The sequence below is a fragment of the Pseudomonas sp. W3I7 genome (genome assembly GCF_030816095.1).
GTDB lineage: Bacteria > Pseudomonadota > Gammaproteobacteria > Pseudomonadales > Pseudomonadaceae > Aquipseudomonas > Aquipseudomonas salomonii.
In genome coordinates this window covers 3,615,723-3,640,930 of record NZ_JAUSXP010000001.1, presented here as the reverse complement: position 1 = coordinate 3,640,930, position 25,208 = coordinate 3,615,723, and the positions used below count along the sequence as shown (strand labels likewise).

Below are 25,208 nucleotides of genomic sequence, written 5' to 3'. Positions count from 1 at the left end.
GTGTATCGCCAGTGCCGCCGCCTTCGCAGCCTCGCTGGGGCTCGACAGCTCCCACAGTTGAACTGCTGCGCTGGTGGGATTTGTGTATGGCGCGATGGCCCTGCGAACTGAGATCTAACCAACACAGCCGATCCCCTGTGGGAGCTGTCGAGCTTTAGCGAGGCTGCGAAAGCGGTGGGTCGGGCAGCTTGTGTTTCGCCAGTGCCGCCGCCTTCGCAGCCTCGCTGGGGCTCGACAGCTCCCACAGTTGAACTGCTGCGCTGGTGGGATTTGTGTATGGCGCGATGGCCCTGCGAACTGAGACCTAACCAACACAGCCGATCCCCTGTGGGAGCTGTCGAGCTTTAGCGAGGCTGCGAAAGCGGTGGGTCAGGCAGCTAATATTTCGCCTGTACCGCCGCCTTCGCAGCCTCGCCGGGGCTCGAGAGCTTCCACCGTTGATTTCATCCGGCGCCGAAGGCTGTGCGCAGTGTTTGAATAACCTGTTCCACGGTGGGACCTTGGATGGACGGCGGCGTGAGGCTCTCGCCAAATTCGCGCCATACGAACAACGTCAGCTCAGCCCCATCGGTCAGCCCTTGGTCCTTTGAGCCAAAACCTTGCAGCACCCGATAGCGCTCATCCCGCCAAAACGCCTGCTCCACCCAGTCATGCACCGGGATGAAGTGAAAGTGCAGCGGGAAGCCCGGCATGTGTCCGTAGCGGCTGATATACAGCCACTTCGGTCGCAGCTGCGTTTCCATCACCCGTTGGGTTCTGGCGAGCAGGCCACCCAACTCGGCCAGCGCAGCCTCGGGCATAGCAGCCAGGGAGTCGATCGGGGCTTTGGCGCCCAGCATCAGGTAGCCCGGCAGCTTTGAGGTCAGATGATGGTTGAGCAACCAGTGCTCGGTTTCATGAAGGATGAAGGCGGGGTCGATCTGCATGCGCATGCGTCCATGAGAGCCGGGCGGGCAGGATAACAAGCATGGGCGGCTGTATTTCACAAAAGCTGGTGATCTGTGTCTGTCGCTGCGTGTGCCAGGGGGATAGTGTCGTGCCACGTTAACTGACGACCGAGCCCCCCATGGAACTGACCGCTGTCCCGTTTGGCACCACCGACTGGTCCACTGTCGAGCCCGAACTTCACCCAGGCATTACCGGCAGTGCCCTGTGGCGTAGCTGCAACTTCGGCACCACCCGCGTGCGCATGGTCGAGTACACCCCCGGTTACCTGGCCGATCACTGGTGTTGGCGCGGGCATATTCTGCTGTGCCTGGAAGGGGAATTGCACACCGAATTGGAAGACGGCCGCCAGTTCACGCTGACGGCCGGGATGAGTTACCAGGTGGGCAATGACATGGAAGGCCATCGCTCATCCACCCACAGTGGCGCGAAGCTGTTTATTGTGGATTGAGGCGCACGATCAGCTTGCCGAAATTGCGTCCCTCCAGCAACCCGATGAACGCTTCAGGTGCCTGGGCCAAGCCGTCGATGATGTCCTCGCGATATTTCAGTTTGCCCTCGGCGATCCACTGCGCAGCTTCCTGCAAGAACCTGTCTTGTTGTTGGTCGACAAATTCGGTCTGGATAAACCCGCGCACCGTCAGGCTCTTGGCGAGGATGTCATGCATCGTCGCCGGCAGTCGGTCGGCCTCTGCGTGCTGGATCGCGCCGTCGTTGTAGTGGGCGATCAGCCCGCACACCGGAACCCGTGCGAAGTCGTTGAGCAGCGGGCGTACCGCGTCCCACACCGGCCCGGCGACGTTTTCGAAGTACACATCAATGCCGTCCGGGCAGGCCTTGGCCAGTTGTTCGGCAAAGTCCGGGGCGTGGTGGTCGATGACCGCATCAAAACCCAGTTCATCCTTCACGAAAGCGCACTTGTCGGCGCCGCCGGCAATCCCCACGGCGCGGGCACCCTGCAGCCTAGCGATCTGGCCGACCACCGAGCCGACTGCGCCACTGGCCGCTGCCACCACGACGGTATCGCCCGGTTTTGGCTTACCGATATTCAGCAGCCCGGCGTAGGCGGTAAACCCCGGCATGCCGAGTACACCGAGAGCCGTGGTGGGATGCGCGATGCTGGGGTCGAGGCGGCGCAAATCCTGGCCGTTGGATAAGGCGAAACGCTGCCAACCGGCGTAGGCCAGCACTGTATCGCCTTCATGCCAATCGCTGTGGCGCGACTGTTTGATGCGCGCGACGGTGCCACCCACCATCACTTCGCCAATGCCCACCGGCTCGGCGTAGGATTTGGCCGCGCTCATGCGCCAGCGCATATAGGGGTCGAGGGACAGGTAGAGATTTTCCAGCAACACTTCGCCGTCGGCGGGCTCGGGGATAGCTGAATGTTCCAGGCGGAAGTCGCTGGTTTTCGGGCGCCCGTCGGGGCGTGCGGCCAAAACGATGCGTGTGTTTTCGATGTGGTTCATGGCGTATCACTCACTGATTGAACAGGCTGAGCAGCGTAGCCATCGGCAAGCTATCAAGGTAGGCTCATAGCAGTTGATTCAGAGTTATGCCAAACATGATATCCGATGCCTTCGAACCGTATTTGCTGCGCACTTTCGTCGCGGTGTGCCACCACGGCAGCCTGAGTGGCGCCGCCCTGCAGGCGGGCAGGGCGCAATCGGCCCTGAGTGCGCAGATTCGCCGTCTGGAGGAGGTGCTTGGGCAACGCCTGCTGCGCCGCACCGGGCGTGGCGTGGTGCCCACCACCGAGGGCGAGTTGTTGCTCAGCTACGCCACACGCATCCTGGCCCTGGGTGAAGCGGTCGCCACACGCCTTAAGGAGCGTACGGTGATCGGCACTGTGCGCGTGGGCTTGTCCGAAGACGTGGCGGTCACTACCTTGCCGGCGGCGTTGGGCCGTTTGCGCCGCACCTGCCCGCATATGCACATGGATATCACCGTGGATCACGGCGATGCGTTAGCGCAGCGCTGGCACGACGGCCTGCTGGATGTGGCCATCGGCGTCAGCTCGGTATTCGCCGCCGACCCGGTGCGCACCTGGAATGTGCCGCTTTATTGGGTGTGCGCGATTGACGATGAAGTCGATCCGGCGCTGCCTCTGGACGTGATTGTGTACGCCGAGCCTTGCGCATGGCGGCGCTTGATGTTCGACGCATTACTGGCGGCGGGTCGCGACTTTCGTGTGACAGTCACCAGCCCGAACGTCGGCGTAATCAGCGCGGCTGTCGAAAACGGTCTGGGCGTTGCGCTGTTGCCCGCCGACAATATCAACCCGCACACCATGCGCGTGATTGCGCTGGCACCCGCTGGCAACGCCACATTGAGCGTCAACTACGGGTTGTTCGCAGTGCCGCGCCAGACCGAAAGCATCCGTGCCACGGTCGAATTGCTCAGCGAGGGGTTTCATTTGATGACGCAACCGAGGGTGAAGGGTCTCAGCCTTTGCGATACAGCGCCCCCAACTCGCGCGCCAGCCCAATAAAATTCTGCAACGGCGCCGACGGATTAAACGTGCGCCGCACCAAAGTAATCGGCGCCAGCAGCTTGGGCCTGGCGTCTTTGATTCGGCAATACACCACGCTGTCACGGTGCACATCGCGCATCGACGCGGGCACCACGGAGATGCCTTCACCCGCCGCTACCAGGCTGACGTTGGTCAGCATGCGTTCCACTTCAAAGGCGATTTTGGGTTCGAAACCGGCGTTCTGGCAAGCGGTGATCAGGTTGGCGTACATGCCCGGCGCGCCGGGGCGGCGTACCAGGATAAAACGTTCGTCCTTGAGGGCAATGAGTGGGATGGCGCTGCCGGCGGCGTCCAGCAACGGATGGCCGGTGGGCAGGACCAGCAGCATTTCTTCGTTGAGCAGGCGGTGGAAGCTCAGGCTTTGATGGGTGCTGACCGGGGCGCGCAGGATGCCGACGTCGATGCGTTTTTCGATGGCGTTTTCGGTCAATTCCCGGGCGCTGCCTTCATTGATCGAAAGCTCTACGGCCGGGTAGCGCTCGCGGTAGGCGCGGATGATGCGTGGGATCAGCGCGTGGGCGGCGGCCGAACTGGTGAACCCGATGGCCAGGGTGCCTTCGATGCCCTGGGCCACGCGAGAGGCCTTGACTGCGCCATGCTCGACACGCGCCAGAATGGCTTGGGCTTCTTCAAGAAACACCCGGCCGCCGGCCGTCAGGTCCACGCCCTTGGGGTGGCGTTTGAACAACTCGAACCCCAGCTCCTGCTCCAGGGCGCGAATCTGCTGGCTCAGGGGCGGTTGTTGCATGTTCAGGCGTGCGGCGGCGCGGGTGAAATGTCGTTCTTCGGCCACCATGATGAAATAGCGTAAATGGCGTAGTTCCATGGTGGCCTATCCCGTGACAAGACGCAGTGGTGGGCGGCCGCAAGCGGCCCGGCCGTCAATATGCCCAAAGCCTGCGACCACCACAATCCGTTCAGCGTTTGCTGTCGGCCAGCTTATCGAAGGCCTGGTCGAGATGGGTTTCGGCGCCTTTGAGCTTTTCACGCCGCTCGTTGAGCCACTGCTGATCAGCCTGCAGCGTCTTGCGCGCCTCCACCAGCATGCGCTTGACCTCTTGCGGCTGCGGGCCGCCGGTGCCCTTGCGGGTCTGCACCATGTTGGTGGGCGACAGCGCCGCTCTAAAACCCGCTTCATCCAGCGGCAGGGTGTTGGGCGTCCATTTGTACTTGTCCGCCGCCTGGCTATACAGCTTCTGCGCGTCGGCATAGGCGAAGGTCTTCGGCGTGGCGCCGTTGCTGCGCGCTTGGGTAACGATCAGCGAGGCAAAGCTGTGGCCGATGCGGAACGGCACTTTGTACTGGCGCTCCAGCGTGTCGGCCAGCTCCATCGAGGTGGTCCATTCCGACTCCAGTTCTTCGAGCGCGCGCTGCGGGTTGATCTGCAGCGCGTCGAGCACCGCGTCGAGGCTGTGGAACATTTCCTGGGTCGAGCGGAACACGCCCAGCGAGTCGAAGGCGAACTTGTAGTCGGTCATGCCGGTGGTGACGTTATGCGCGCGCAAGGTCACGGCCTGGGCCAGCCCCACCACGTCCGAGGCACTCTCACGTGCCCGCATCAGCAAGCCCGGGTTGCGCTTTTGCGGCATGGCGCTGCTGGTGTAGGTGGCTTCCTCATCGAGCAACAGCCAGGGGCGGATCTGATGGTACTGGGTGTGGATATCGCCAATCATCGCGCCCACACGGATGGCGGACGAAGACGCCATATTGGCCGCTTCGATGGGAATGTCATAGGTCGAGACCTGGCTGGAATCCAGCGAGTTTTCGCGCACGCCATCAAAACCCAGCAGTTCGGCCAGGCGCTCACGGTTCAGCGGGTACGCCGAGTTCGCCAGCACGGCGGTGCCCATCGGGCTCTGGTTCAAGCGCGTGTACAGCTCGCGGATGCGCTGGCCGTCGCGGTCGAAAGCGGCTTCAAACGCCAGCAGGTAATGCGCATAGCTGATGGGCATGGCCTGCACGCCGTTGGTGTAGGCGGGCACCAGGGTGTCGACGTTTTTGTCGGCAATGTTCAGCAAGCGCTGGCGCGTGGCGTTGAGCGCTTCGCTGTAGGCCAGCACCTGGCTGCGCAGGGCGGCCAGGCGGTAGGTGGCAAGCATGTCCTGGCGGCTGCGGCCGGAGTGGATCAAGGAGGCTTCGGGACCGATCTTGTCGGTCATGATTTTTTCCAGTTGCAGCACATCGCTGGGGCGCGTGCCGCCGGGCTGCTCGGCCTGGGCGATGGCGTAGCGCACACCGCCGGCGATCTTCTGGCCCATCTCGGGTTTGACGATGCCTGCTTCGGTGAGCATCACGATCGAGGCTTTGTTGATGCGGTTGAGCCAGGCGAACTGGGTCTGGGTGTGGTCGCCCTTGGCTTTGTGCTCGGTTTGCGAGCTGTCGGGCGTGGCGCCGACCTTGGCCGCCTGGGCCGCGCATTGTTCGGTGGTGGTGCAGGGCAACTCGCCGGTGTTGGCGGCATAGGCGCTGAGGCTGTTGCACAGGGCAAAGGTCACGGCGAGGGAAAGCAGGCTTTTCACCGCACGTTGGGGAGATGTGTTGTTCACGGGGGCACCTGATTTATTGTTGGCATTATGGGCCGTCGTTGCGGCGCAATCAGGCTAGCGGGTGTGCGGGTAGATTGAAAATATATAGAAAGTGTTGATGGCAGAGGTTTTGGATATGGCTGATGGTGCTTGCCAGATCAAGGTCAGAAGCAGATTCGTGCGCGCCGCGAACTGCTTTCTGTGGGAGCTGGCTTGCCTGCGATGGCATCAACGCGGTCTACCTGACACACCGAGGTGTTTGCATCGCAGCGGTGCGACGATTCGACAAGCCAGCTCCCACCTTCATCAGCGGTTCTCAGTGCATCTTGCTGTGGTCCATGTCACCCATGTCGGTCAGCGCGCGGGCCGGGGCTTTGACTTCAATCGTCTGCTTCTCGCCCTTGGCGTTTTCCATGGTCAAGGTCAGCGGCACCACGTCGCCTTGCTTGATCTGGCCGGTGAGGCCCATGAGCATCACGTGGTAGCCCTCCGGGTCGAGCTTGATCGCTTTGCCGGCAGGCAGGGCCACCGAATCCACCGGGCCCATGCGCATCACGTCGTCCTTCATGCTCATCTCATGAATCTGCACGTCCTTGGCCACAGGCGACTTCACGCTCAGCAGTTTGCTGTCGCTGTCGGCGGTGACGGTCATGAACGCGCCGCTGGAGGTCTGGCCCGCCACGGTTGCGCGTACCCACGCGTCGCTGACCTGTACCTGAGCGCTGGCGTGCGCCGCGAGGCCCAGCAGGGTGAGGCCGAATGTCAGGCGCTTGAGGGTTTGAACGGCAGTCATTAGCAGACCTCCATGACGGTGAGCAGGTCTTCTGCGCACTCTTTAGCGGTAAGGGATGCCGACAGGCCCAGGCGCAGGTTGCCACGGGTGTCGAACACGAAACTGGTGGAGGTGTGGGACAGGGTGTAGGTGTCTCCGGCCGGGATCTTTTCATAAAAGATGCCGAACTCCTTGGCGGCCACGGCGATTTCTTCCGGGGTGCCGTACAGCGCTTCGAAGCTGGGGTCGAAGGCCTTGACGTAGCGGTCGAGCAATTCGGGCGTGTCGCGCTCGGGGTCGAGGGTGATAAACACCACCTGCATGATCTTGCCATCGCGGCCCATCAGCTTCTTGGCCTGGGCGGCGCGGGCGAGGGTGGTGGGGCATACGGCCGGGCATTGGGTGAAGCCGAAGAACACCACCGGCATCAGGCCACGGTACGAGCTCAGGGTGACGGTTTCGCCGTCGGTGTTCTTGAGCTTGAAGGTGCGGCCCATGATCTTGTCACTGAGGTCCTTGCCGTACTTGAAGTTCAGCTTGGGGCTGTAGTCACAGCCGCCCAGCAGGCTGCCCAGGCCCAGCAGGCCCATACCGGTCAGCACTTTGCGGCGGGTGAATAACGTACTCATCAACTGTGCATCCTGTGAAACGCCTGCATTGCTCTGGATCGACAGTTCAGGCTTTGAAAAGGAGTAATGATGCGGGCGCACAGTCTACCAACCCCGGCCAGCCCACGTAATCTGCGACGTTCTGCCACAGGGGCGCGTGGCGCTTCATCCTTTTGCGGCTTCGGTGGTAGAGTCGCCGCCATGAAATTGAGCCACCCCGACCGTTCACTGATCGCCTGGGCCCTGTACTTCTGCGTGCTGATGAACCTGTTCGTCTGCGGTTTGGGGCATGGGCAGATGATGGGCCTGCAGCTCAATGGTATCGGCGGGGCGTTCTGTTCGGTGGACGGCAGCCAGGCGCCGCTTTCCGACAAAGGGTTGGCAAATACGGCCTCCAGCAACATCTCGAACTACTTTGCCTGCCCGGTGTGCGCGGCCGTGACCGTGGCCATCGTGTTCATGATCGGCCTGGCCTGGCTGCTCGGCCTTGGGCAAACCCCACGCCCGGCCCATGAACGGCGCAACAAAGCCCCACCCCGCTATTCGTGGCCGTCGGCCAACCCTCGCGCTTCCCCCACTTTCTGACGTGTGCCTTGGGCTTCCTGTGATCAGGAGGCGTTCTATCGTCACGACTGTGAGTACGTTTCATGAACCCACCATTGCCAGCAGGCGCCAGCCGCCTGGTCAGCAAGGCATCCCGGCGTTTGCACGCCGACCCCTTGCGCCCTGAATACCCCAGCAACTCGCGCTGCTTCGTGCACCTGGATGCGCGCCTGCTGCCGTATTGGCACACCTTGTTCGATATCTGCCCGGCGCTGCTCAAACTCGACCCGCCAGAGGGCCTGAACCTGTTCCGCAGCTTCATGACCTGGGCCTATCGCAACCAGGTCGCCCAGGATTGGACCTACCACCTGAATGTGTGCCGCTGGCTGTTGGCGTCTTCGTATCGGGCGCGCATCGATGAGGAACCGATCGAGGCCTTTATGGCGGCCGCGGCGGCACGTTGGATCAGTGCCGATAAAAGCCAGGCCCAAGGCGTGGTCCTGGCCTGGCGAAATGCAAGGGTATTCGACTGGAAGGGCGACGTCTTGACGGGCCTTGAGCATCAGCTACTGCCCAACCCGTCAGGCGACTTTGCCTGGTGCCCGCTGGCCAAAAACGGTTTCAGCGGCTGGTTGCCGGTGCCGTAAGACCCTAAGAGCGTCCCAAAATCTCGTAGGAAACGGCCTGATGTTTCGTGCGGGCATCCTCATCAATTCTATTTTTTTGCCGGGAATGCCATCTTTACGGTCTATGTAATGCACAGACTAATAAGAGGCTGAGATGACGAAAACTTCTGATGAGATGCCCCATTCCTTCTGCGCGAGCGACCGCTACGATCCGGTCAGCCGGGCCTTGCATTGGCTGATGGCAATCGTGTTTACCTGGAGTTATTGCTCGGCGGTTGTCCACTATTTGTCCTCCGATTCCGCGCTGGACAAGTGGCTATGGCCGTATCACAAATCGGCGGGCCTGCTGTTGCTGGTGCTGCTGATACTGCGAGCCGGCTGGAACCTGCTGAACCGGCACAACCGCCCGCCGAGTATCAACCGTGCGGCGGCTGTCGGGCATGCTGTGCTGTATGCGCTGATGTTCCTGATCCCCTTTATCGGGCTGGTACGCCAGTACGGCTCCGGTCGTGAGTTTTCGGCGTTTGGCATGCCGATAATGGCGGGGTTCGAGGGCGAAAAAATCCAGTGGATGATTGACCTGGGGCGCGACTTTCATAGTTTGCTGGGCTGGACAATGCTGGTGTTGATTGTGGGGCATATCGGCATGGTGATCGTGCATTACCTGTGCGGTAACCCACAGGTGTTGCGACGCATGGCAGGAGGCGCCCGTCGGTTATGGCGCTAGATCAACGGTCTTTTTTGGGGGCTTTTTTCTGGGTTTTCTTCCCGCCTTGCTGCTGAGTTGACGAGCCGCTGGAGGAGGTCTTTTCCTTCGGCGGCGTTTGAGCTTTTTTGTTGCTGTCCGACGGAGTGCTGGGGTAGGTGCCCGGAGGCAGGGCCGAGCCGGGTATGGCATCGCCAAAGGCTGCGTAGGCGGGGGTTGCCAACCATCCGGTCAGGCAAATGACTAACACGATCCTGTAGGAAATACCGGTCTTCATCACGAGAATCCTTTTCCATGCTGCACCTGTCAAAAGCGTCCCTTCCTTTGAAGCCAAAGGGGGCATTAATTGGGAGTGCAGGGGATCAGGCAAAGTTTGGATTTTTTTTCGCCGCCACGACGAAAGGCCATGCACCGATAATTTTAATGAACCCTCACGCCGATCCCTTGACCTAATGCATACGACCTCAGGAGGTGATGCATGCAAATAGACTATATCTGGATCGTGCTGGCGGTGATTTTGCTGGTGTTGGAACTCTGGGCGATCAACATCGTGTTGCGCAGCACCGGCGGCTGGGAGACCAAGGGGTTGTGGTTGATCATTCTGATTTTTGTGCCGCTGTTCGGGCTGATTGCCTGGGCCATGTTCGGGCCAAAACGTGAGATGGCCCAGCACCATAAATAACTAGCACCGTAAATAGCACCGTAAACACTGAACACACGCCACACAGCAAACAGGCGCCCACGGGCGCCTGTTTGCATTCAAGCCTGCCCGTTAACCTGCGACCGCCTTGGCAATCGCCTCGTTGAACGCCGGCAAGTCATCCGGTGTGCGCGAGGTGATCAAGGTCCAGCCATTGGCCTTGCACTCCTTGACCTGGGCATCCACCACGCCGGCAGCGCCGGCGTTTTCCAGGTCGATGCGCACGCTCTTGTACGCGGTGAGCGTCTTGCCCTTGATCACGCCGGCATCGATCAGCGTCCATGGCCCGTGGCAGATGGCGGCGACGGTTTTGCCCGCCTTGACGAAGTCGTTGATCAGCTTCAGCGCAGCCGCGTCCTGGCGCAGGGTGTCGGCATTCACGGTGCCACCGGGAATCACCAGCGCGTCGAAGTCGCTGCTCAGCACCTGCGACAGCTTGACCTCGGATTCCACGGTCTGGTCCTTCTCGGTGTCGCCGACGAACGTCTGCACGGTGCCGCCTTCGCTGGAACCGTGTGTCACCGTCGCGCCATAGCCACGCAGTGCTTGCAGAGGCTTGAGCAGCTCGTCGCGCTCGATGCCGGTGTTGGAGGTGATGATGAGGATGTTCTTGCCGTTGAGTTGTGAGCTCATGGTCGAGTCTCTCCTGCTGGATGGATTAATCATGCTGTGTGGGAGAGTGGATCGAACGTGGGCGGCAAAGGTTTAAATTAATTTGGACTTTTTTCGTGGATGGTTTTCGAGAAAGCCCGGCTTGCAAAAATCCTGAACTATCGAAAAGCGCCGGCCTCTGCTGCATAGGTGCCTGCTGCTTTTTGCGGGCGTTCAATAGCCAGGAGATTGACCATGACCGACCCCAAGACTGTCGACAAAACCCCGGAACCCATCAGCTCTGAAGACGCCCAGAAAGGTCGTCAACAACCTGCCAAGGGGCAGACGCTGGAACAGCCCAACCCGAAGACCAAAACCGTGGACAAGGTGCTCACGCCCACCTCGATCAAGGACACCGAACGCCAGACTGACGCCATCAACGAGCAGGCCGCCAAGGCCGAGCGCAAGCTGGGCCACTGAGCATGGCCCGGTCGATCACGGCGGCTGAACTGGGGATTGAACTGGCGCCCGACGATGACGCCAGCCTGTTCAAATGGTTTATCGCCAGCTTCCTGATGGGCAAGCGTATTCAGTCGCCCATCGCCGCACAGGCTTATAAGGTGATCGTGGAGGAGGAGGGCCGCGACACTGCACGCAAGTTGCAACATTGCACGTCGCGTGAACTGGTTTCGATGCTCGGGCGTGCCCATTACGTGCGTTACGACGAAAGCACGGCGCAGCGTCTGCTCGACCTCAGTGCTAAGTTGAATGCCGAGTACGCGGGCAAGATCAGCCATATCCGCAGCGTCAGCCCTGACCGCCAGGCATTCGAAAAGCGCCTGGCCGAATTCGACGGCGTGGGCCCCAAGACCGTTGAAATTTTCATGCGTGACGCGGCCAAGGTCCTGTTTTGATAGCGCCGCTCTACGTGGGCTGTGCCGGCTGGAGTTTGCCGCGTGCGCACTGGCCGGACTTTACGGGCGAGGGCACGCATTTACAGCGCTATGCATCGCGTTTCAATGCGGTGGAAATCAACAGCTCCTTTTACCGGCCGCACCAGCCCAACACCTACAAGCGCTGGGCGCAATCGGTGCCGCCGGCGTTTCGGTTTTCGGTCAAGGCGCCCAAGGTCATCACCCATGAACTGCACTTGCAGCACTGTGAGACGGCCCTGGACGAGTTCCTTGAGCAGTGCTTGCACCTGGGTGAAAAACTCGGTTGCCTGCTGATTCAATTGCCGCCTTCGCTGCGTTATGAACCCAGCGTGGCGTTGGCTTTTTTCAGCGCATTGCGCCAGCGGTTTGCCGGTGCGGTGGTGCTTGAACCACGGCACGCCAGTTGGCTTGAGGCGCAGGCGCTGCTGGTGGACCTGCAGATAGGCCGCGTGACTGCCGACCCAGCGGTGCTCGATGCCGGCGCAGGTTGGCAGGGCGTGCAGTACTGGCGCCTGCATGGCTCGCCGCGTATCTACCACAGCGCCTATGGCCCGCAACGGTTGCAGGCGCTGGCGGAACAGCTGCGTCAATGTGCCGAATCAGGCCTGCCTGCCTGGTGCATCTTCGACAACACCGCCAGCGGCCACGCCGTGACCGATGGCTTGTTGCTACTCGACCTCTACCCGCAGCACTTCCAACCCTAACTGCTCATACGCCTCGACATGGGGCACATGCCACTCGGTAATCAGCGTATGAATGCGGTTACACGGCGCCACCACAAAGGGCTCCACTGCGCCGAGCTTGTCCGCCAGGGTCACGGCCACCACGTGGGAGGCGCTGTCGAGCAAGGCTTGCTTGACCGCCACTTCATCGAAATGCAGCGAGCTGATGCCCACTTGCGGGTGCAGCGCGCATACGCCGGTAAACAGCAAATCGGCCTTGATGCTTTGGATCAGGCGCACGGCCTCCTGGCCGCTGGTGGACAAGGTGGCGGGGTTGAGTTGGCCGCCGGCGAGAATCACCTTGACCTCGGGATGATCGGCCAAGGCGATGGCGATCATCGGCGATGGGGTGACGACGGTCAGGCGGATCGAACGTGGCAAAGATTGGGCAATCTGCAGCGTGGTCGAGCCGGAATCGAACAGCACGATCTGGCCGTCCTGCACCCGGTCGGCGGCCAGTCGGGCAAGGTGACGCTTGATCTCGTTGGTTTCGCCGACGCGGGTGAAAAAGTCTTTGCCGGTGTCTTTGGGCCTGGGCAGCGCGCCGCCGTGCACGCGTTGCAGCAGGCCGGCGGCGGCGAGTTCGCCGAGGTCGCGGCGGATGGTGTCCTGGGACACGGCAAAGTGTTCGACCAATTCGGATGCGGTGACTTTGCCGTCACGTTCCAGCAGCAGCAAAATCTTCTGTTTGCGCAACGAGGGCAGGTCAATGGCTTGGTGAGTGTTATGCATGTTTATGCGTCTTTTTGCGGTTTTGTGCGAGATTAGTCGCCCGCCACTGCAAACGCAATGGCTGGCTGCCAAGCCGATGGGCGGTTACTCTCCAGGCTCAGTTCAGGGAGAGGTGACCTAGATGCCGTTGATCACAACCATCGAAGATTTACGCAGGCTCGCGCAAAAACGTGTCCCACGGATGTTCTACGATTACGCCGACTCCGGCTCCTGGACTGAAAGCACCTACCGCGCCAATCAAAGCGATTTCGCGCGCATCCAGTTTCGCCAACGGGTGGCGCGCAATATCGATGAGCGTTCAATCCGCGCCACTATGATCGGCCAGGACATGGCCATGCCCGTGGCCCTGGCGCCCACCGGGCTGGCGGGCATGCAGCATGCCGACGGCGAGATCCTCACCGCCCGCGCCGCCGCCGCGTTCGGCCTGCGTTATACCTTGTCGACCATGAGCATTTGTTCGCTGGAAGACATTGCCGCCCACGTTGGCAAACCGTTCTGGTTCCAGTTGTATGTGATGCGTGATCGCGCGTTTATGCAGCGGTTGATCGAGCGCGCCAAGGCTGCCGGTGTGGACGCGCTGGTGCTGACCCTGGATTTGCAGATCCTGGGCCAACGCCACAAGGACTTGATCAACGGCTTGTCGGCGCCGCCCAAGCTGACCGTGCCGAATATCCTCAATATGCTGACCAAGCCACGTTGGGTAGCAGGCATGCTCGGCACCAAGCGCCATGGCTTCGGCAATATCGTCGGGCATGTCAAAGGTGTGGCCGATATCACTTCGCTGTCATCCTGGATCGGCCAGCAATTCGACCCGCGCCTGAGCTGGGACGATGTGGAATGGATCAAGCAATGCTGGGGCGGCAAGCTGATTATCAAGGGCATCCTGGATGTGGAAGACGCGCGGCTGGCCGCCAATTGCGGTGCGGATGCGCTGGTGGTGAGCAACCACGGTGGCCGCCAGCTCGATGGCGCACCGTCGAGCATCAGCCAATTGGCGGCGATTGCAGAGGCTGTGGGCGAGCAGATTGAAGTGTGGCTTGATGGCGGCATTCGCTCCGGCCAGGACGTGCTCAAGGCCATGGCACTCGGCGCCAAAGGCACCATGATCGGCCGCGCGCATTTGTATGGGTTGGGCGCGCTGGGTGAAGTCGGTGTGACCAAGGCCCTTGACATCATCGCCCGCGAGTTGGATGTGTCGATGGCACTGTGTGGCTATAACGATATACGCGATGTGAATCGCGAGATTTTGCTGCCGGGTAGCTTTCCCACAGGGGTTTGCTGAGCAAAAAAATCGTAAAAAAGTAAAAAGAGTTGTCCACGAAAACCGTGGGTATCTCTGTGGATAACTTTGCGAAGGCCCGGCAGGGTTGGCGATTTAACCTTCGGTTAATATTTGATCAGAATTGGTTTTGGGCCAGTATGGGCAGGGTTGGCGCTTGACAGCCAAGCGCGAACCCAGTGCCGAAAAGTGCGGTTACGACTCGCCGTCTCGACCTGTGGAGTGCGTGGCGATGGTTGCTGGCTTCTTCGCCTGCAGCAGTTTTTCCAATGCCTGGCCATAACTGCGACCTGCCAGGCTCATGCTGTTGTTATGGGTGGCGCCGGGTACGAGCAACAACCGCTTGGGTTCCTGGGCGGCTTCAAACAACTGCTGGCTGAAACGCGGTGGCACGTACTGGTCGGCCAGGCCGTGTACCACCAGCAACGGCATGTGCACATCGGCAATCTTGTCGATGGAATCGAATTTCTGCGACAGCAGCCAACGCACCGGCAACGAGGTATTGGCCACGGCGGTGGCCGCATCCCCCAGGGAAGTAAAGGTGGATTCGATCACCAGCCCGCGCACCGGCACAGGCGTTTGCCTGCTCAGCTCAGCGGCGAGGTCGATGGCCACTGCGCCGCCCAGCGAATGCCCATAGAGCAGGCGTTTGGCGGGGTCAGGCTGCAATACCTGGAAACGTTCCCAGGCAATGCGCGCGTCCTCATACACACTGGTTTCCGACGGCAAATCACCGTGGCTCTGGCCAAACCCGCGATAGTCGATGGCCAGCACCGAGAAGCCCAGCGCGTGCAGCTGTTCAATGCGAAACAACTGCCCGGTGAGGTTCCAGCGCACGCCGTGCAGGTAGAGGATGGCCGGCGCATCCTTGTGGTCGGCCGGGTACCACCAGCCGTGCAGGTTCTGCCCCGATTTGAAACTGGCCGGCTTGATATCGAATTCCTGCACCGCCTTGGGCAGGCCGGTGTACCAGCCGGCGGTGCCCGGCTCGATGCGAAACACCAGCTCGCGCTCCTTGTGTTGCAGCACGGCGCACCCCACCGGCAGGCCGACAATCAGGATGGCCATGCACAGCAGGGGAAACCAGCGCAGGCCCAGGCGGGACAGAAAACGAGCGGACATGAAGGTTCCAGAACAAAGGCGAAGCAGGCGTTTTACCAGATGGCGTGGGCAGGCAGGCATTAATTCGACGGCCGTAGACGGGGATTGCTTGCAAAGTGTTGCAGCCTTGAACAACTCCTGCTCGGGTTGTTAGGGTGGGCGGCCGAACAGGAGAGCACAGACATGGATTTTACCGGCAAAACGGCAATCATCACCGGCGGCGCGCGCGGGCTGGGTCTCAGTTATGCACGGGCGCTCGCCCAAGGCGGCGCGCAGGTGGTGATCAGTGATATCGGCGCCGACAAGCTGGGCGCCGGCACCGATGCGTCGGTGGTGCACGCGGCGTCCGCAGCTTTGCAGACCGAAGGGCTGGCGGTACTCGGGCATGGCGGCGACCTGTCTACGGACGAGGGTTGCCGACAACTGATCAGCTTCACCCTCAAGGCTTACGGCCAGCTCGATATCCTGATCCATAACGCCGGCTGGGTCGGTTACCAGAACATCGCCGACCTCGACGCCGCGTTCCTCCAGCGCGCCATGGACATCAACCTCTACGCGCCGCTCTGGCTGTGCAAGCACGCCTGGCCACACCTGCTGCGCTCGGCGGCGCCGCGCATCATCCTGACCACCTCTGACCGCGCCATGTACGTGCAATACGAGCAAACCGGGCTGGTGGCCTACAGCGCCGGCAAGATGGCGCAATTGGGCATCATGAACGCACTGAGCCATGAAGGCGCCGAGGCCGGTATCAAGGTCAACGCGATCTCGCCGGTGGCCAAGACGCGCATGTGGGGCGTGACCGACGAACCGGATGAACTCAAGCCTGAGTGGGTGACGCCGGGCGTAGTGTTCCTGGCCTCTGAGCAGTGCCAGGACACCGGCTATATCCTGCGCGCCAGCAATGGTCAATTCACCGCCACGCGCTTTACGGAAAACCCCGGAGTGGAGTACCCGCGCAATCTCGCACGCATCAAGGCGGCCAATGCGCAAGAGGTCGCCGCCGCGTGGTCGCGTATCAAGCAGCCGCTGGCTCAGGCCGGCGTGCCCCGTTGAACCCGGTTGCGTCCCTGCGTCCTTGGGGGGCGAGTGTGCCGTCAGCGGGCCGCTTGACGCTGACATTGCTGGCGCGACATGCTCCCGGCTTCTATGAGCAAAGGCCCGACCATGGACAACAGCCCTATTCGCATCACCGCTGAAGAAACCCTTTCAGACAGCTGGTACAACTTGAAAAAGTACAGCTTCGACCTGCGTCGCCAGGATGGCAGCTGGCAGGCCCAGACCCGTGAGGTGTATGACCGGGGCAATGGCGCGACCATTTTGTTGTACAACCGTGGGCAGCGCACGGTGCTGTTGATCCGGCAGTTTCGCATGCCTACGTTTGTCAACGATTACCCCGGCTACTTGATCGAAACGGCTGCCGGGTTGCTGGACAATGCTAGCCCTGAAGAACGTATTCGCCTGGAGGCTGAGGAAGAGACCGGGTATCGCGTGGGTCATGTGGAAAAAATCTATGCGGCGTTTATGAGTCCGGGGTCGGTGACTGAGCGGATTCACTTTTTTATCGGTGAGTATACGCAGGCGGATCAGATTGGTACGGGGGGCGGGCTGGAGGAGGAGGGTGAGGATATCGAAGTGCTGGAGCTGGGGTTTGAGCAGGCGTTGGCGATGGTGCGCAGTGGGGAGATTGTTGATGGCAAGACCATCATGCTGTTGCAGCATCTGGAATTGCGGATGCTTAAAGAGGGTTGGTGATTGAGTACATATCCGTTGCTGCGGTAACGGCGGCCTATGGTTCCGCTCTTACAGCGGGTCACTTTTGGCAAACGCCCCAAAAGTAACCAAAAGGTCTGTGCCCCACCACTCGGCACCTCGCTCTGGCTCGGTGCGCCCTCACTCCGGCTTGAATCCGTGGGCCGCCGCGCTGGGCCATCCTTGGCCCAGCGCGGCTAACCCGGCGTCCTGCCGGGTTACCCACGGATTCAAGCCTGCGTTCGGCCATCGTGGTTAACGGGGCGCCTCAGATCAAAAGCAAGATCAAAAGCAGAGCACGGCGGCCTGAAAGCCGACCTGAGTGGTTGAAGCAAAAGCCAGATCAAGTGCAAAGCAACAGCCTGTCTACCTGATGCAACACAGTCTAAATGTGGGAGCGGGCTTGCTCGCGAAGGCGGTGTGCCAGTCAATTCATCTGTCACTGACCCACCGCATTCGCGAGCAAGCCCGCTCCCACAGTTGACCGCATACAGTTCTGGATATGAGGTCGGCTGCGGATTTGCATCCACTGAAGAACTGCTTTTCTGTGGGAGCTGGCTTGCCTGCGATGCAGACACCTCGGTGTGTCAGGTACACCGAGTTGATGCCATCGCAGCGGTGCGACGGTTCGACAAGCCAGCTCCCACCTTTGACCGAGTATGGCTTTGCTGTTGCTGTTGCTGTTGCTGTTGCTGTTGCTGTTGCTGTTGCTGTTGCTGTTGCTGTTGCTGTTGCTGTTGCTGTGGCCCTTACATCCTTTTCGATGACGAAGTCAGCGGTCTTTTGATCTGCGCTTTTGATCTTGATCTTGATCTGAAATCGCCCCGTCAAACACGATGGCCGGAATCTGACAGTGATTTGGGGGGTAAACCGGCAGGGATGCCGGTTTAGCCGCCCCGCGCCATGGATGGCGCGTGGCGGCGGCCCCCCAAATCACTGTCGGATTGCGGGCATGCCGAGCCACAGCGAGGCACCGAGTGTTGGGGCGAGGACCTTTTGGTGGACTTGTTCCCTCGCAGCGGACGCCAAGAAGCGATATTTTAATCGCAACCTTGGAGGCACCTATGTCACAACAACCCCGCCGCAGTTACACCGATGATTTCAAAGCTCAGGCAGTGACACTCGCTGAAAGCATTGGTCGAGGAGAAGCAGCCCGACAGTTGGATATCTCGGTCAAAACCCTAGGTAATTGGCTGGACGCCGCACGCAACGGGCGTCCTCTCAGTTCTCCCGCCCGGCATCCGGTTTCTGACCTGGAAAGCGAGCTGGCCCGGCTTCGAGCTGAAAATGCCACGCTTAAAATGGAACGGGAAATCCTAAAAAAAGCGACGGCGTTCTTTGCCAGAGAGTCCAACTGAGATACGCCTTTGTCGCCCGTGAACGGATTCGCTTTCCAGTCAGGTTGTTATGTCGAGTGATGGAAGTCTCGGTGTCGGGCTTTCACGGCTATTTGAAACGCCGGCAACGTCCTGATCCAGACGCTGAGATTCGCCTGGAAATTCGTGCGATTCATCATGCCAGTCGCGGCACTTATGGGCGCCCGCGGATGGTCAAGGCACTTCATAACCGGTCTTTTTCAGTTGGGCATAAGCGAGTGGCCCGGTTGATGCGAGAAGAAATGTTGCGAGGGAAAATCAAGGCTCGGTTCAAACACTCGATGGATAATCGGTATATCCAGCCAATTTCCGACAACGTGTTGAAACGACGTTTTTCTGTGACAAGCCCAACTCCCGCGTGGGTGGGCGATATCACCTATATTTCGACGCGTCAGGGGTGGCTATATTTGGCCGTAGTGCTGAGCATCCAAACACGCCAGGTACTCGGTTACAGCCTGTCGGAACGGATGCCTGAGGGTCTAGTGCAGCAGGCTTTTTTGAACGCCTGGACGAATACACCAGTTGATCAGGGTGTAATTTTTCACTCTGATAGAGGTCGGCAATACACGGGCAGCGGTTTTCGCAGCATGATCTTGGACAGGGGTTTTGTGCAAAGCATGAGCCGTAAGGGCAACTGCTGGGATAACGCTGTAGCAGAGAGCTTTTTTGCCACACTCAAGAAGGAAGAAGCTACCGGTGTGTATCCCAGCAAAGCACAGGCTCACGCATCTATCGCGAGCTACATCCATGGTTTTTACAACCCGACACGGCTGCACTCGGCGCTGGGATACAGCTCACCTAATGACTACGCAAAGCAACTGAAGCAAACTGCTTAACGCTCGCTTTATGGCGTACGTTTTGAGGGAGCAAGTCCATGGTTACTTTTGCGTCCTTGCAAAAGTGACCCGCTGTAAGAGCGGAACCATAAGCCGCCGTTACCGCAGCAACGGATATGTACTCAGCAACCCCGCGACAACCCCAACCCCATCCCGACTACCGGCTATTGTCAGAAATTTCCCACAAGAGTACAAATGTACTCCATGACAACCCTGACCCCCCGCCGTACCGCCATCCTGACCTTTATCCGCGACCGCATCGCGCAACAAGGCCAGCCTCCAAGCCTCGCCGAGATCGCCGAGGCGTTCGGTTTTGCCTCGCGCAGCGTCGCACGCAAACATGTGGTCGCCTTGACCGAAGCCGGCTTTATCGAGGTCAACCCCAACCAGGCCCGTGGCATCCGGCTGCTCAACCAGCCGGCGCGTCCTGAGTGGCTGGACGTGCCGGTACTCGGCCGTGTTGCCGCCGGTCTGCCCATCGGCGCCGATGCCGAAGTGCACAACCGTCTGCAACTGGACCCTGCCACTTTCGCCAAAACCCCGGATTACCTGCTGCGTGTGCAGGGCGATTCGATGATCGAAGACGGCATCCTCGACGGTGACCTGGTGGGCGTACGCCGCAGCGTCGAAGCCTTGAACGGGCAGATTGTGGTGGCGCGCCTGGACGGCGAAGTCACCATCAAACGCTTTGAGCGCCACGGCGAGCAGGTGCGCCTGCTGCCGCGCAACCCCGCGTATCAACCGATTGTGGTCGGGCCGGATCAGGACCTGGCCATCGAAGGGGTGTTTTGCGGCCTGGTGAGGCAAGGTTGATGGGCGCCGTCGTTGCTCTGGACACGCTGTTCAATGGCGGCCGCGTCTGGAAAGGCCGGCCCGCCGCGCCACCCGCCAGCGTGCACCCCACTGGGCTGGCGGCGCTGGACGCGGTGTTGCCCACTGGCGGCTGGCCGGAGTCGGCGCTGAGTGAAATCCTGATGGCAAAGGAGGGCGTTGGCGAGCTGCAATTGGTGTTGCCCACCCTGGCACGCTTATCAACGGCGGGCGAGCGCATTGTGCTGGTGGCGCCGCCTTACACGCCGTATCCCCACGCCTGGCAGAATGCCGGGGTGGATCTGCGTCAGCTTTCGGTGATCCAGGCCGAGGCGCATGACGTGTTGTGGGCGGTGGAGCAGTGCCTGCGTTCCGGCAGTTGCGGCGCGGTGTTGTGCTGGCCGCGCAAGGCCGATGACCGTGCCTTGCGGCGCTTGCAGGTGGCGGCCGAGACCGGCCAGACCCTGGCGTTTGCCTGGCGCGCTTTGAGCGAGGCGGTCAATTCATCGCCCGCCGCTTTGCGCCTGGCCGTCGAGGCAAAACCTGCGCAAGTGCGGGTGCTCAAGTGCCGGGGCGGCTTGGCCCACCCGGCGCCGATTGCACTGGCGGGGCACTGAGGTTGCCATGCGCTGGGTGTGTATTGTCTTCCCGCAATTGGCGCTGGACGGGGTGCAGCGTGTGCACCCCGAGCCGGACCAACCCTTGGTACTGCTGGCCGGCACGCCGCAGCGTCGCGTGCTGCAAACCGTCAATGCCGCTGCCCGGGCCTTGGGGCTGCGACCAGGTCAATCGCTGACGGCCGCGCATGCCCTGGCCAAAACCTTTGCCAGCGCCGAATACGACCCTGCCGAAATCGAGCGCTGGCAGCAGTTCCTCGCCGCCTGGGCCTACCGTTTCAGCTCCCAGGTCAGCGTGTATTACCCGCGTGCGTTGCTGTTTGAGATCGAGTCGAGCCTGGGCCTGTTCGGGCCGTGGCCGCAGTTCGAGGCGCGCTTGCGCCAGGAGTTGAGCGAATTGGGTTTTCGCCACCGTATCGTCGCCGCGCCCAACCCGGCGGCGGCGCGGGTGCTGGCGAATATCTATGATGGCCTGGCGATCGGTGAGGACGCCTTGCAGCAGGCGCTGGCGCCACTGCCCATCGACCGCGCCGGCCTTGACCCGCAGGCGGCCACGGCCTTGTCACGTATGGGCTTGCGCACTTTGGCCCAGGTGCAGGCGTTGCCTCGGCATACCCTGGCGCGGCGCTTTGACGCCGGCTTGCTCAAGCACCTGGATGCCCTGAGCGGGCAGCGCCCACTGGCCCTGGCGTTTTACCAGCCGCCGGATCAGTTCGATGTGCGCATCGAGCTGAATTTCGACGTGCAATCCCATCAGGCGTTGTTGTTCCCGTTACGGCGCCTGACCGGTGACTTGTCCGCCTTTCTCTGTGGACGCGACAGTGGCGTGCAGCGCTTTGACTTGCACCTGGAACACGCCCAGGCGCCCGACAGCGTGATCAAGGTCGGCCTGCTCAGCGCCGAGCGTGAACCGTCGATGCTGTTCGAGCTGGCCCGTGGCCGCCTGGAACAAGTGCAAGTCACCTCACCGGTGCGCGGTTTTCGCCTGGTGGCCCAGGACCTGCCGGTGTTTGTGCCGCAACGCCAGGACCTGTTCGACGATCGCCCACAACAAACCTTGCCTTGGGAGCAACTGCGCGAACGCCTGCGCGCACGGCTTGGCGATGAGGCCGTACAAAGCCTGCGCTTTCACGCCGACCACCGCCCCGAATTTGCCTGGCAAGCGGCCGCCGACCCTCGCGCGTGCCCGACTTTGAACAAGGTGCAGCGCCCCGGCTGGTTGCTGGCTGAACCGACCTTGCTGGCCGAGCAGGGCGTGCAGATCCTGATGGGGCCGGAACGTATCGAATCCGGCTGGTGGGACGGCGCCGATATCCGCCGCGACTATTACCTGATCCGCACCCGTGCCGGCCAGCAAGGCTGGGCCTATCGTTGTGTGGGGCAAAACGACGGGCTGTGGCTGCAAGGCTGGTTCGCATGAGCTACGCCGAGCTGCATTGCCTGTCCAATTTCAGTTTCCAGCGCGGCGCGTCCAGTGCGCTGGAGTTGTTCGAACGTGCCAAGCGCCAAGGCTACAGCGCCCTGGCGATCACCGACGAATGCACCTTGGCGGGCATCGTGCGGGCCTGGCAGGCGGCGAAGGCGGTGGATTTGCCGCTGATTATCGGCAGCGAGATGCGCATCGAAAACGGCCCGAAACTGGTGTTGTTGGTCGAAGACCTCAGCGGCTATCAACACCTGTGCCGGCTGATTACCCTGGCTCGTCGCCGCGCCGAAAAAGGCCGTTACCGCCTGCTGCACGCCGACTTCGAACAACCGATGCCCGGCCTGCTGGCGCTGTGGGTGGCCGAAGACAGCGACACCCAGGCCACCCTCCAATGGCTGCAACACACCTTCGCCGAACGCCTGTGGCTGGCGGTGCACCTGCACTGCGGCCAGGACGATGCGCGCCATTTGCAACAGCGCCTGGCCCTGGCCGCCAGCTTGCAGATCCCGGCGGTGGCTTGCGGCGATGTACACATGCACGCGCGGGGTCGCCGCGCCTTGCAAGACACCATGACCGCGATCCGCCATCACGTGCCGGTGGCCGAAGCCGGCACGCGCCTGCACCCCAATGGCGAGCGGCATTTACGCAGCCTCGAGGCGTTGGCCGCGCTGTACCCACAAGCCTTGCGCGACGAAACCCTGGCCATCGCGAAACGTTGCACCTTTGACCTCAGCCAGCTGCGCTATCACTACCCACGCGAGCTGGTGCCCGCCGGCCATGATGCGCAATCCTGGCTGCGCGCGGTGACTGAAGAAGGCATTGCCCAACGCTGGCCACACGGTGTCGACGCCAAGACCTTGCAGCAGATCAACAAGGAATTGGGCTTGATCAGCGAACTGGGCTACGAAAGCTACTTTTTGACGGTGCACGACATCGTGCGCTTTGCCCGCAGCCGTTCAATCCTGTGCCAGGGCCGGGGTTCGGCGGCCAACTCGGCGGTGTGTTTTGCCTTGGGCATCACCGAAATCGACCCGAGCCTGACGAGCATGCTGTTCGAGCGTTTCCTGTCCAAGGAGCGCAATGAACCGCCGGATATCGACGTGGACTTCGAACATGAACGCCGTGAAGAGGTGCTGCAGTATGTGTTCCAACGCTACGGCCGCACCCGTGCGGCGTTGACGGCGGTGGTCAGCAGTTATCACGCGTCCGGCGCGGTGCGTGATGTGGCCAAGGCCCTCGGTTTGCCACCGGACCAGATCAACGCGCTGGCCGACTGTTGCGGACGCTGGAGTGAAGATGCGCCGCCGCTGGAACGCCTGCGCGAAGGCGGCTTCGACCCGCAAAGCCCGATCCTGCGGCGCGTGCTGACATTGACTCAACAACTGATCGGCTTCCCCCGGCACTTGTCCCAGCACCCTGGCGGCTTTGTGATTTCCGAATACCCGCTGGACACCCTGGTGCCGGTGGAAAATGCCGCCATGGCCGAGCGCACCATTATCCAGTGGGACAAGGACGACCTCGACGCCGTCGGCCTGCTCAAAGTGGATATCCTCGCGTTGGGCATGCTCAGCGCGATCCGCCGCTGCTTCGACTTGCTGCGCCGCCATCGCAACCGCGATCTGGCGTTGGCGACGATTCCCAAGGAAGACCCGGCAACCTACGCAATGATCAGCAAGGCCGACACCATCGGCGTGTTCCAGATCGAGTCGCGGGCACAGATGTCGATGCTGCCCAGGCTCAAACCGAAGAATTTCTACGACCTGGTGATTGAGGTGGCGATTGTGCGGCCTGGGCCGATCCAGGGCGGCATGGTGCATCCGTACCTGCGGCGCCGGAATAACGAAGAGCCCACCACTTATCCATCGCCGGAACTTGAGGCGGTGCTGAAGCGCACCTTGGGCGTGCCGCTGTTCCAGGAACAGGTGATGCAGATCGCCATGGTCGCCGCCGACTATGGCCCAGGCGAAGCCGACCAGTTGCGCCGCTCCATGGCCGCCTGGAAACGCCATGGCGGCCTCGAACCGCATCAGCAGCGCTTGCGCACCGGCATGCTCAAGAACGGCTACAGCGAGGAGTTTGCCGCGCACATCTTCGAGCAGATCAAAGGCTTTGGCAGCTATGGTTTCCCCGAGTCCCACGCCGCCAGTTTTGCCTTGCTGACCTACGCCAGTTGCTGGCTCAAGTGCCATGAACCGGCGGCGTTCGCCTGTGCCTTGATCAACAGCTGGCCCATGGGCTTCTACAGCCCGGACCAGATCCTGCAGGATGCGCGGCGCCATCGCTTGCAGATCCGCCCGGTGGATGTGCTGGCCAGTGATTGGGATTGCAGCCTGGAGCCTGTCGACGGCCAGCAACCGGCGATTCGCATGGGCTTGCGCATGATCTCGGGGTTTCGTGAGGAGGATGGGCGGCGCATCGAGGCGGCGCGCCAGCGTCGTGTGTTCAGCGACATTGCCGACCTGGACGACCGCGCCGGCCTGGATGCGCGGGCCCAGGCGTTGCTGGCGGATGCCGGAGCCTTGCGTGCGTTGGCGGGCAACCGGCACAGGGCTCGCTGGGAAGTGGCGGGCGTGCATAAACAGTTGGGGTTGTTCGCGGGCCTGCCGAGCCCCGACGAAGCGGCGGTGCAATTGCCGGCGCCGACGGTTGGCGAAGACCTGCAGGCCGACTACGCCACGGTTGGCACCACCCTGGGCCCGCATCCGCTGGCGTTGCTGCGTGATGAGTTGCGCAAACGCCGCTGCCGCAGCTCTTTGGAGCTGATGGCGGTGGAGCATGGGCGCAATGTTAGCGTCGCCGGTCTGGTGACCGGGCGTCAGCGCCCTGGCACCGCCAGTGGCGTGACCTTTGTGACGTTGGAGGATGAATTCGGCAACCTCAATGTGGTGGTGTGGCGCGACCTGGCAGAACGCCAGCGCCCAGCATTAGTGGGTTCGCGGTTGCTCAAAGTCGACGGGCGCTGGGAGGCGGTGGGTGAGGTGCGGCACCTGATCGCCGGGCGTCTTACCGACCTGACGCCACTGCTGGAAGGCATCCATGTGCGCAGCCGGGATTTTCATTGAGGGCAGTGGTTTTT

28 protein-coding genes are annotated in these 25,208 nt (G+C 61.5%); 18 read left to right on the top strand and 10 right to left on the bottom strand.

Going from position 1 to position 25,208, the window contains the following annotated elements:
- Window positions 1–443 precede the first annotated feature (443 nt).
- On the bottom strand, window positions 444–926 hold the full coding sequence (locus QF043_RS16695) for an HIT family protein (protein ID WP_307421418.1): 483 nt from the start codon (window positions 924–926) through the stop codon (window positions 444–446).
- A gap of 140 nt (window positions 927–1,066) precedes the next feature.
- Between QF043_RS16695 and QF043_RS16690 the strand changes: the two genes are divergently transcribed.
- Window positions 1,067–1,396, top strand: a complete 330-nt coding sequence (locus tag QF043_RS16690) for a DHCW motif cupin fold protein (protein WP_307419407.1) — start codon at window positions 1,067–1,069, stop codon at window positions 1,394–1,396.
- Here QF043_RS16690 and QF043_RS16685 read toward each other — a convergent pair.
- A complete protein-coding gene (locus QF043_RS16685; protein WP_307419406.1) occupies window positions 1,383–2,414 on the bottom strand; it encodes an NADP-dependent oxidoreductase in 1,032 nt (343 codons plus the stop codon). The two genes, QF043_RS16690 and QF043_RS16685, sit on opposite strands and share 14 nt — an antisense overlap.
- Before the next feature lie 86 nt (window positions 2,415–2,500).
- Between QF043_RS16685 and QF043_RS16680 the strand changes: the two genes are divergently transcribed.
- Window positions 2,501–3,436: a LysR family transcriptional regulator gene (locus QF043_RS16680; RefSeq protein ID WP_307419405.1), complete on the top strand. Its 936-nt coding sequence runs from the start codon at window positions 2,501–2,503 to the stop codon at window positions 3,434–3,436.
- On the opposite strand, the gene QF043_RS16675 is transcribed toward QF043_RS16680, so the two are convergent.
- The 4 genes from QF043_RS16675 to QF043_RS16660 all read right to left on the bottom strand — a co-directional run bounded on the left by QF043_RS16675 (window position 3,390) and on the right by QF043_RS16660 (window position 7,404).
- Entirely contained in the window at window positions 3,390–4,304 is a 915-nt protein-coding gene (locus tag QF043_RS16675) for a LysR substrate-binding domain-containing protein (protein WP_307419404.1), read from the bottom strand. The two genes, QF043_RS16680 and QF043_RS16675, sit on opposite strands and share 47 nt — an antisense overlap.
- A gap of 91 nt (window positions 4,305–4,395) precedes the next feature.
- The gene (locus QF043_RS16670; protein WP_307419403.1) at window positions 4,396–6,024 is read right to left on the bottom strand and encodes an argininosuccinate lyase; all 1,629 of its coding nucleotides are present in this window, start codon (window positions 6,022–6,024) and stop codon (window positions 4,396–4,398) included.
- 295 nt (window positions 6,025–6,319) lie between these two features.
- Window positions 6,320–6,796 (bottom strand): copper chaperone PCu(A)C, encoded by a 477-nt coding sequence (locus QF043_RS16665; protein ID WP_307419402.1) that lies wholly within the window; start codon window positions 6,794–6,796, stop codon window positions 6,320–6,322.
- Window positions 6,796–7,404, bottom strand: a complete 609-nt coding sequence (locus tag QF043_RS16660) for an SCO family protein (protein ID WP_017134494.1) — start codon at window positions 7,402–7,404, stop codon at window positions 6,796–6,798. Before QF043_RS16660 ends, QF043_RS16665 begins: the two co-directional genes overlap by 1 nt.
- Window positions 7,405–7,584: 180 nt before the next feature.
- Here QF043_RS16660 and QF043_RS16655 point away from each other — a divergent pair, with 180 nt between their 5' ends.
- The 3 genes from QF043_RS16655 (at window position 7,585) to QF043_RS16645 (ending at window position 9,279) form a co-directional block, all read left to right on the top strand.
- The gene (locus QF043_RS16655) at window positions 7,585–7,968 is read left to right on the top strand and encodes a DUF2946 domain-containing protein (protein ID WP_307419401.1); all 384 of its coding nucleotides are present in this window, start codon (window positions 7,585–7,587) and stop codon (window positions 7,966–7,968) included.
- 62 nt (window positions 7,969–8,030) lie between these two features.
- Window positions 8,031–8,573: a putative natural product biosynthesis protein gene (locus QF043_RS16650; RefSeq protein WP_307419400.1), complete on the top strand. Its 543-nt coding sequence runs from the start codon at window positions 8,031–8,033 to the stop codon at window positions 8,571–8,573.
- Window positions 8,574–8,706: 133 nt separating this feature from the next.
- A complete protein-coding gene (locus tag QF043_RS16645) occupies window positions 8,707–9,279 on the top strand; it encodes a cytochrome b (protein ID WP_307419399.1) in 573 nt (190 codons plus the stop codon).
- Between the two features lies 1 nt (window position 9,280).
- On the opposite strand, the gene QF043_RS16640 is transcribed toward QF043_RS16645, so the two are convergent.
- Window positions 9,281–9,535: a hypothetical protein gene (locus QF043_RS16640; protein ID WP_307419398.1), complete on the bottom strand. Its 255-nt coding sequence runs from the start codon at window positions 9,533–9,535 to the stop codon at window positions 9,281–9,283.
- A gap of 201 nt (window positions 9,536–9,736) precedes the next feature.
- On the opposite strand from QF043_RS16640, the gene QF043_RS16635 reads away from it, so the two are divergent.
- The gene (locus tag QF043_RS16635) at window positions 9,737–9,940 is read left to right on the top strand and encodes a hypothetical protein (RefSeq protein ID WP_138815709.1); all 204 of its coding nucleotides are present in this window, start codon (window positions 9,737–9,739) and stop codon (window positions 9,938–9,940) included.
- A 90-nt stretch (window positions 9,941–10,030) separates the two neighbouring features.
- On the opposite strand, the gene QF043_RS16630 is transcribed toward QF043_RS16635, so the two are convergent.
- Complete coding sequence (locus QF043_RS16630; RefSeq protein ID WP_307419397.1) at window positions 10,031–10,591, bottom strand: type 1 glutamine amidotransferase domain-containing protein; 561 nt, start codon at window positions 10,589–10,591, stop codon at window positions 10,031–10,033.
- Between the two features lie 213 nt (window positions 10,592–10,804).
- Between QF043_RS16630 and QF043_RS16625 the strand changes: the two genes are divergently transcribed.
- The 3 genes from QF043_RS16625 to QF043_RS16615 are packed head-to-tail and all read left to right on the top strand — an operon-like array spanning window position 10,805 to window position 12,188.
- Window positions 10,805–11,029: a hypothetical protein gene (locus tag QF043_RS16625; RefSeq protein ID WP_056859557.1), complete on the top strand. Its 225-nt coding sequence runs from the start codon at window positions 10,805–10,807 to the stop codon at window positions 11,027–11,029.
- Between the two features lie 2 nt (window positions 11,030–11,031).
- A complete protein-coding gene (locus QF043_RS16620; RefSeq protein ID WP_307419396.1) occupies window positions 11,032–11,463 on the top strand; it encodes a DNA methylase in 432 nt (143 codons plus the stop codon).
- The gene (locus tag QF043_RS16615) at window positions 11,460–12,188 is read left to right on the top strand and encodes a DUF72 domain-containing protein (RefSeq protein WP_307419395.1); all 729 of its coding nucleotides are present in this window, start codon (window positions 11,460–11,462) and stop codon (window positions 12,186–12,188) included. Before QF043_RS16620 ends, QF043_RS16615 begins: the two co-directional genes overlap by 4 nt.
- Here QF043_RS16615 and QF043_RS16610 read toward each other — a convergent pair.
- Window positions 12,153–12,938, bottom strand: coding sequence for a DeoR/GlpR family DNA-binding transcription regulator (locus QF043_RS16610; RefSeq protein ID WP_307419394.1), 786 nt, complete (start codon window positions 12,936–12,938; stop codon window positions 12,153–12,155). The two genes, QF043_RS16615 and QF043_RS16610, sit on opposite strands and share 36 nt — an antisense overlap.
- Before the next feature lie 121 nt (window positions 12,939–13,059).
- Between QF043_RS16610 and QF043_RS16605 the strand changes: the two genes are divergently transcribed.
- Window positions 13,060–14,220, top strand: a complete 1,161-nt coding sequence (locus QF043_RS16605; protein ID WP_307419393.1) for an alpha-hydroxy acid oxidase — start codon at window positions 13,060–13,062, stop codon at window positions 14,218–14,220.
- A gap of 192 nt (window positions 14,221–14,412) precedes the next feature.
- Here the strand turns inward: QF043_RS16605 and QF043_RS16600 are convergent, their stop codons facing one another.
- Complete coding sequence (locus QF043_RS16600; protein ID WP_307419392.1) at window positions 14,413–15,339, bottom strand: alpha/beta hydrolase; 927 nt, start codon at window positions 15,337–15,339, stop codon at window positions 14,413–14,415.
- A 162-nt stretch (window positions 15,340–15,501) separates the two neighbouring features.
- On the opposite strand from QF043_RS16600, the gene QF043_RS16595 reads away from it, so the two are divergent.
- From QF043_RS16595 to QF043_RS16560, 8 genes are all read left to right on the top strand, one after another.
- On the top strand, window positions 15,502–16,371 hold the full coding sequence (locus tag QF043_RS16595) for an SDR family NAD(P)-dependent oxidoreductase (protein ID WP_307419391.1): 870 nt from the start codon (window positions 15,502–15,504) through the stop codon (window positions 16,369–16,371).
- 111 nt (window positions 16,372–16,482) lie between these two features.
- A complete protein-coding gene (locus tag QF043_RS16590) occupies window positions 16,483–17,070 on the top strand; it encodes an NUDIX domain-containing protein (RefSeq protein ID WP_307419389.1) in 588 nt (195 codons plus the stop codon).
- A 1,061-nt stretch (window positions 17,071–18,131) separates the two neighbouring features.
- Window positions 18,132–18,425, top strand: a complete 294-nt coding sequence (locus QF043_RS16585; protein WP_307418407.1) for a transposase — start codon at window positions 18,132–18,134, stop codon at window positions 18,423–18,425.
- Window positions 18,422–19,279 carry an IS3 family transposase gene (locus QF043_RS16580; RefSeq protein WP_307421355.1) on the top strand — a complete coding sequence of 286 codons (858 nt, stop codon included), beginning with the start codon at window positions 18,422–18,424 and terminating at the stop codon, window positions 19,277–19,279. Before QF043_RS16585 ends, QF043_RS16580 begins: the two co-directional genes overlap by 4 nt.
- A 195-nt stretch (window positions 19,280–19,474) precedes the next feature.
- Window positions 19,475–20,092 (top strand): transcriptional repressor LexA, encoded by a 618-nt coding sequence (gene lexA / locus QF043_RS16575; RefSeq protein WP_058422526.1) that lies wholly within the window; start codon window positions 19,475–19,477, stop codon window positions 20,090–20,092.
- Window positions 20,092–20,706 carry a translesion DNA synthesis-associated protein ImuA gene (imuA, locus tag QF043_RS16570; protein ID WP_069788458.1) on the top strand — a complete coding sequence of 205 codons (615 nt, stop codon included), beginning with the start codon at window positions 20,092–20,094 and terminating at the stop codon, window positions 20,704–20,706. Before lexA ends, imuA begins: the two co-directional genes overlap by 1 nt.
- A gap of 7 nt (window positions 20,707–20,713) precedes the next feature.
- Window positions 20,714–22,126, top strand: a complete 1,413-nt coding sequence (locus tag QF043_RS16565) for a DNA polymerase Y family protein (RefSeq protein ID WP_307419388.1) — start codon at window positions 20,714–20,716, stop codon at window positions 22,124–22,126.
- Window positions 22,123–25,194, top strand: coding sequence for an error-prone DNA polymerase (locus tag QF043_RS16560; RefSeq protein WP_307419387.1), 3,072 nt, complete (start codon window positions 22,123–22,125; stop codon window positions 25,192–25,194). Before QF043_RS16565 ends, QF043_RS16560 begins: the two co-directional genes overlap by 4 nt.
- Window positions 25,195–25,208 lie beyond the last annotated feature (14 nt).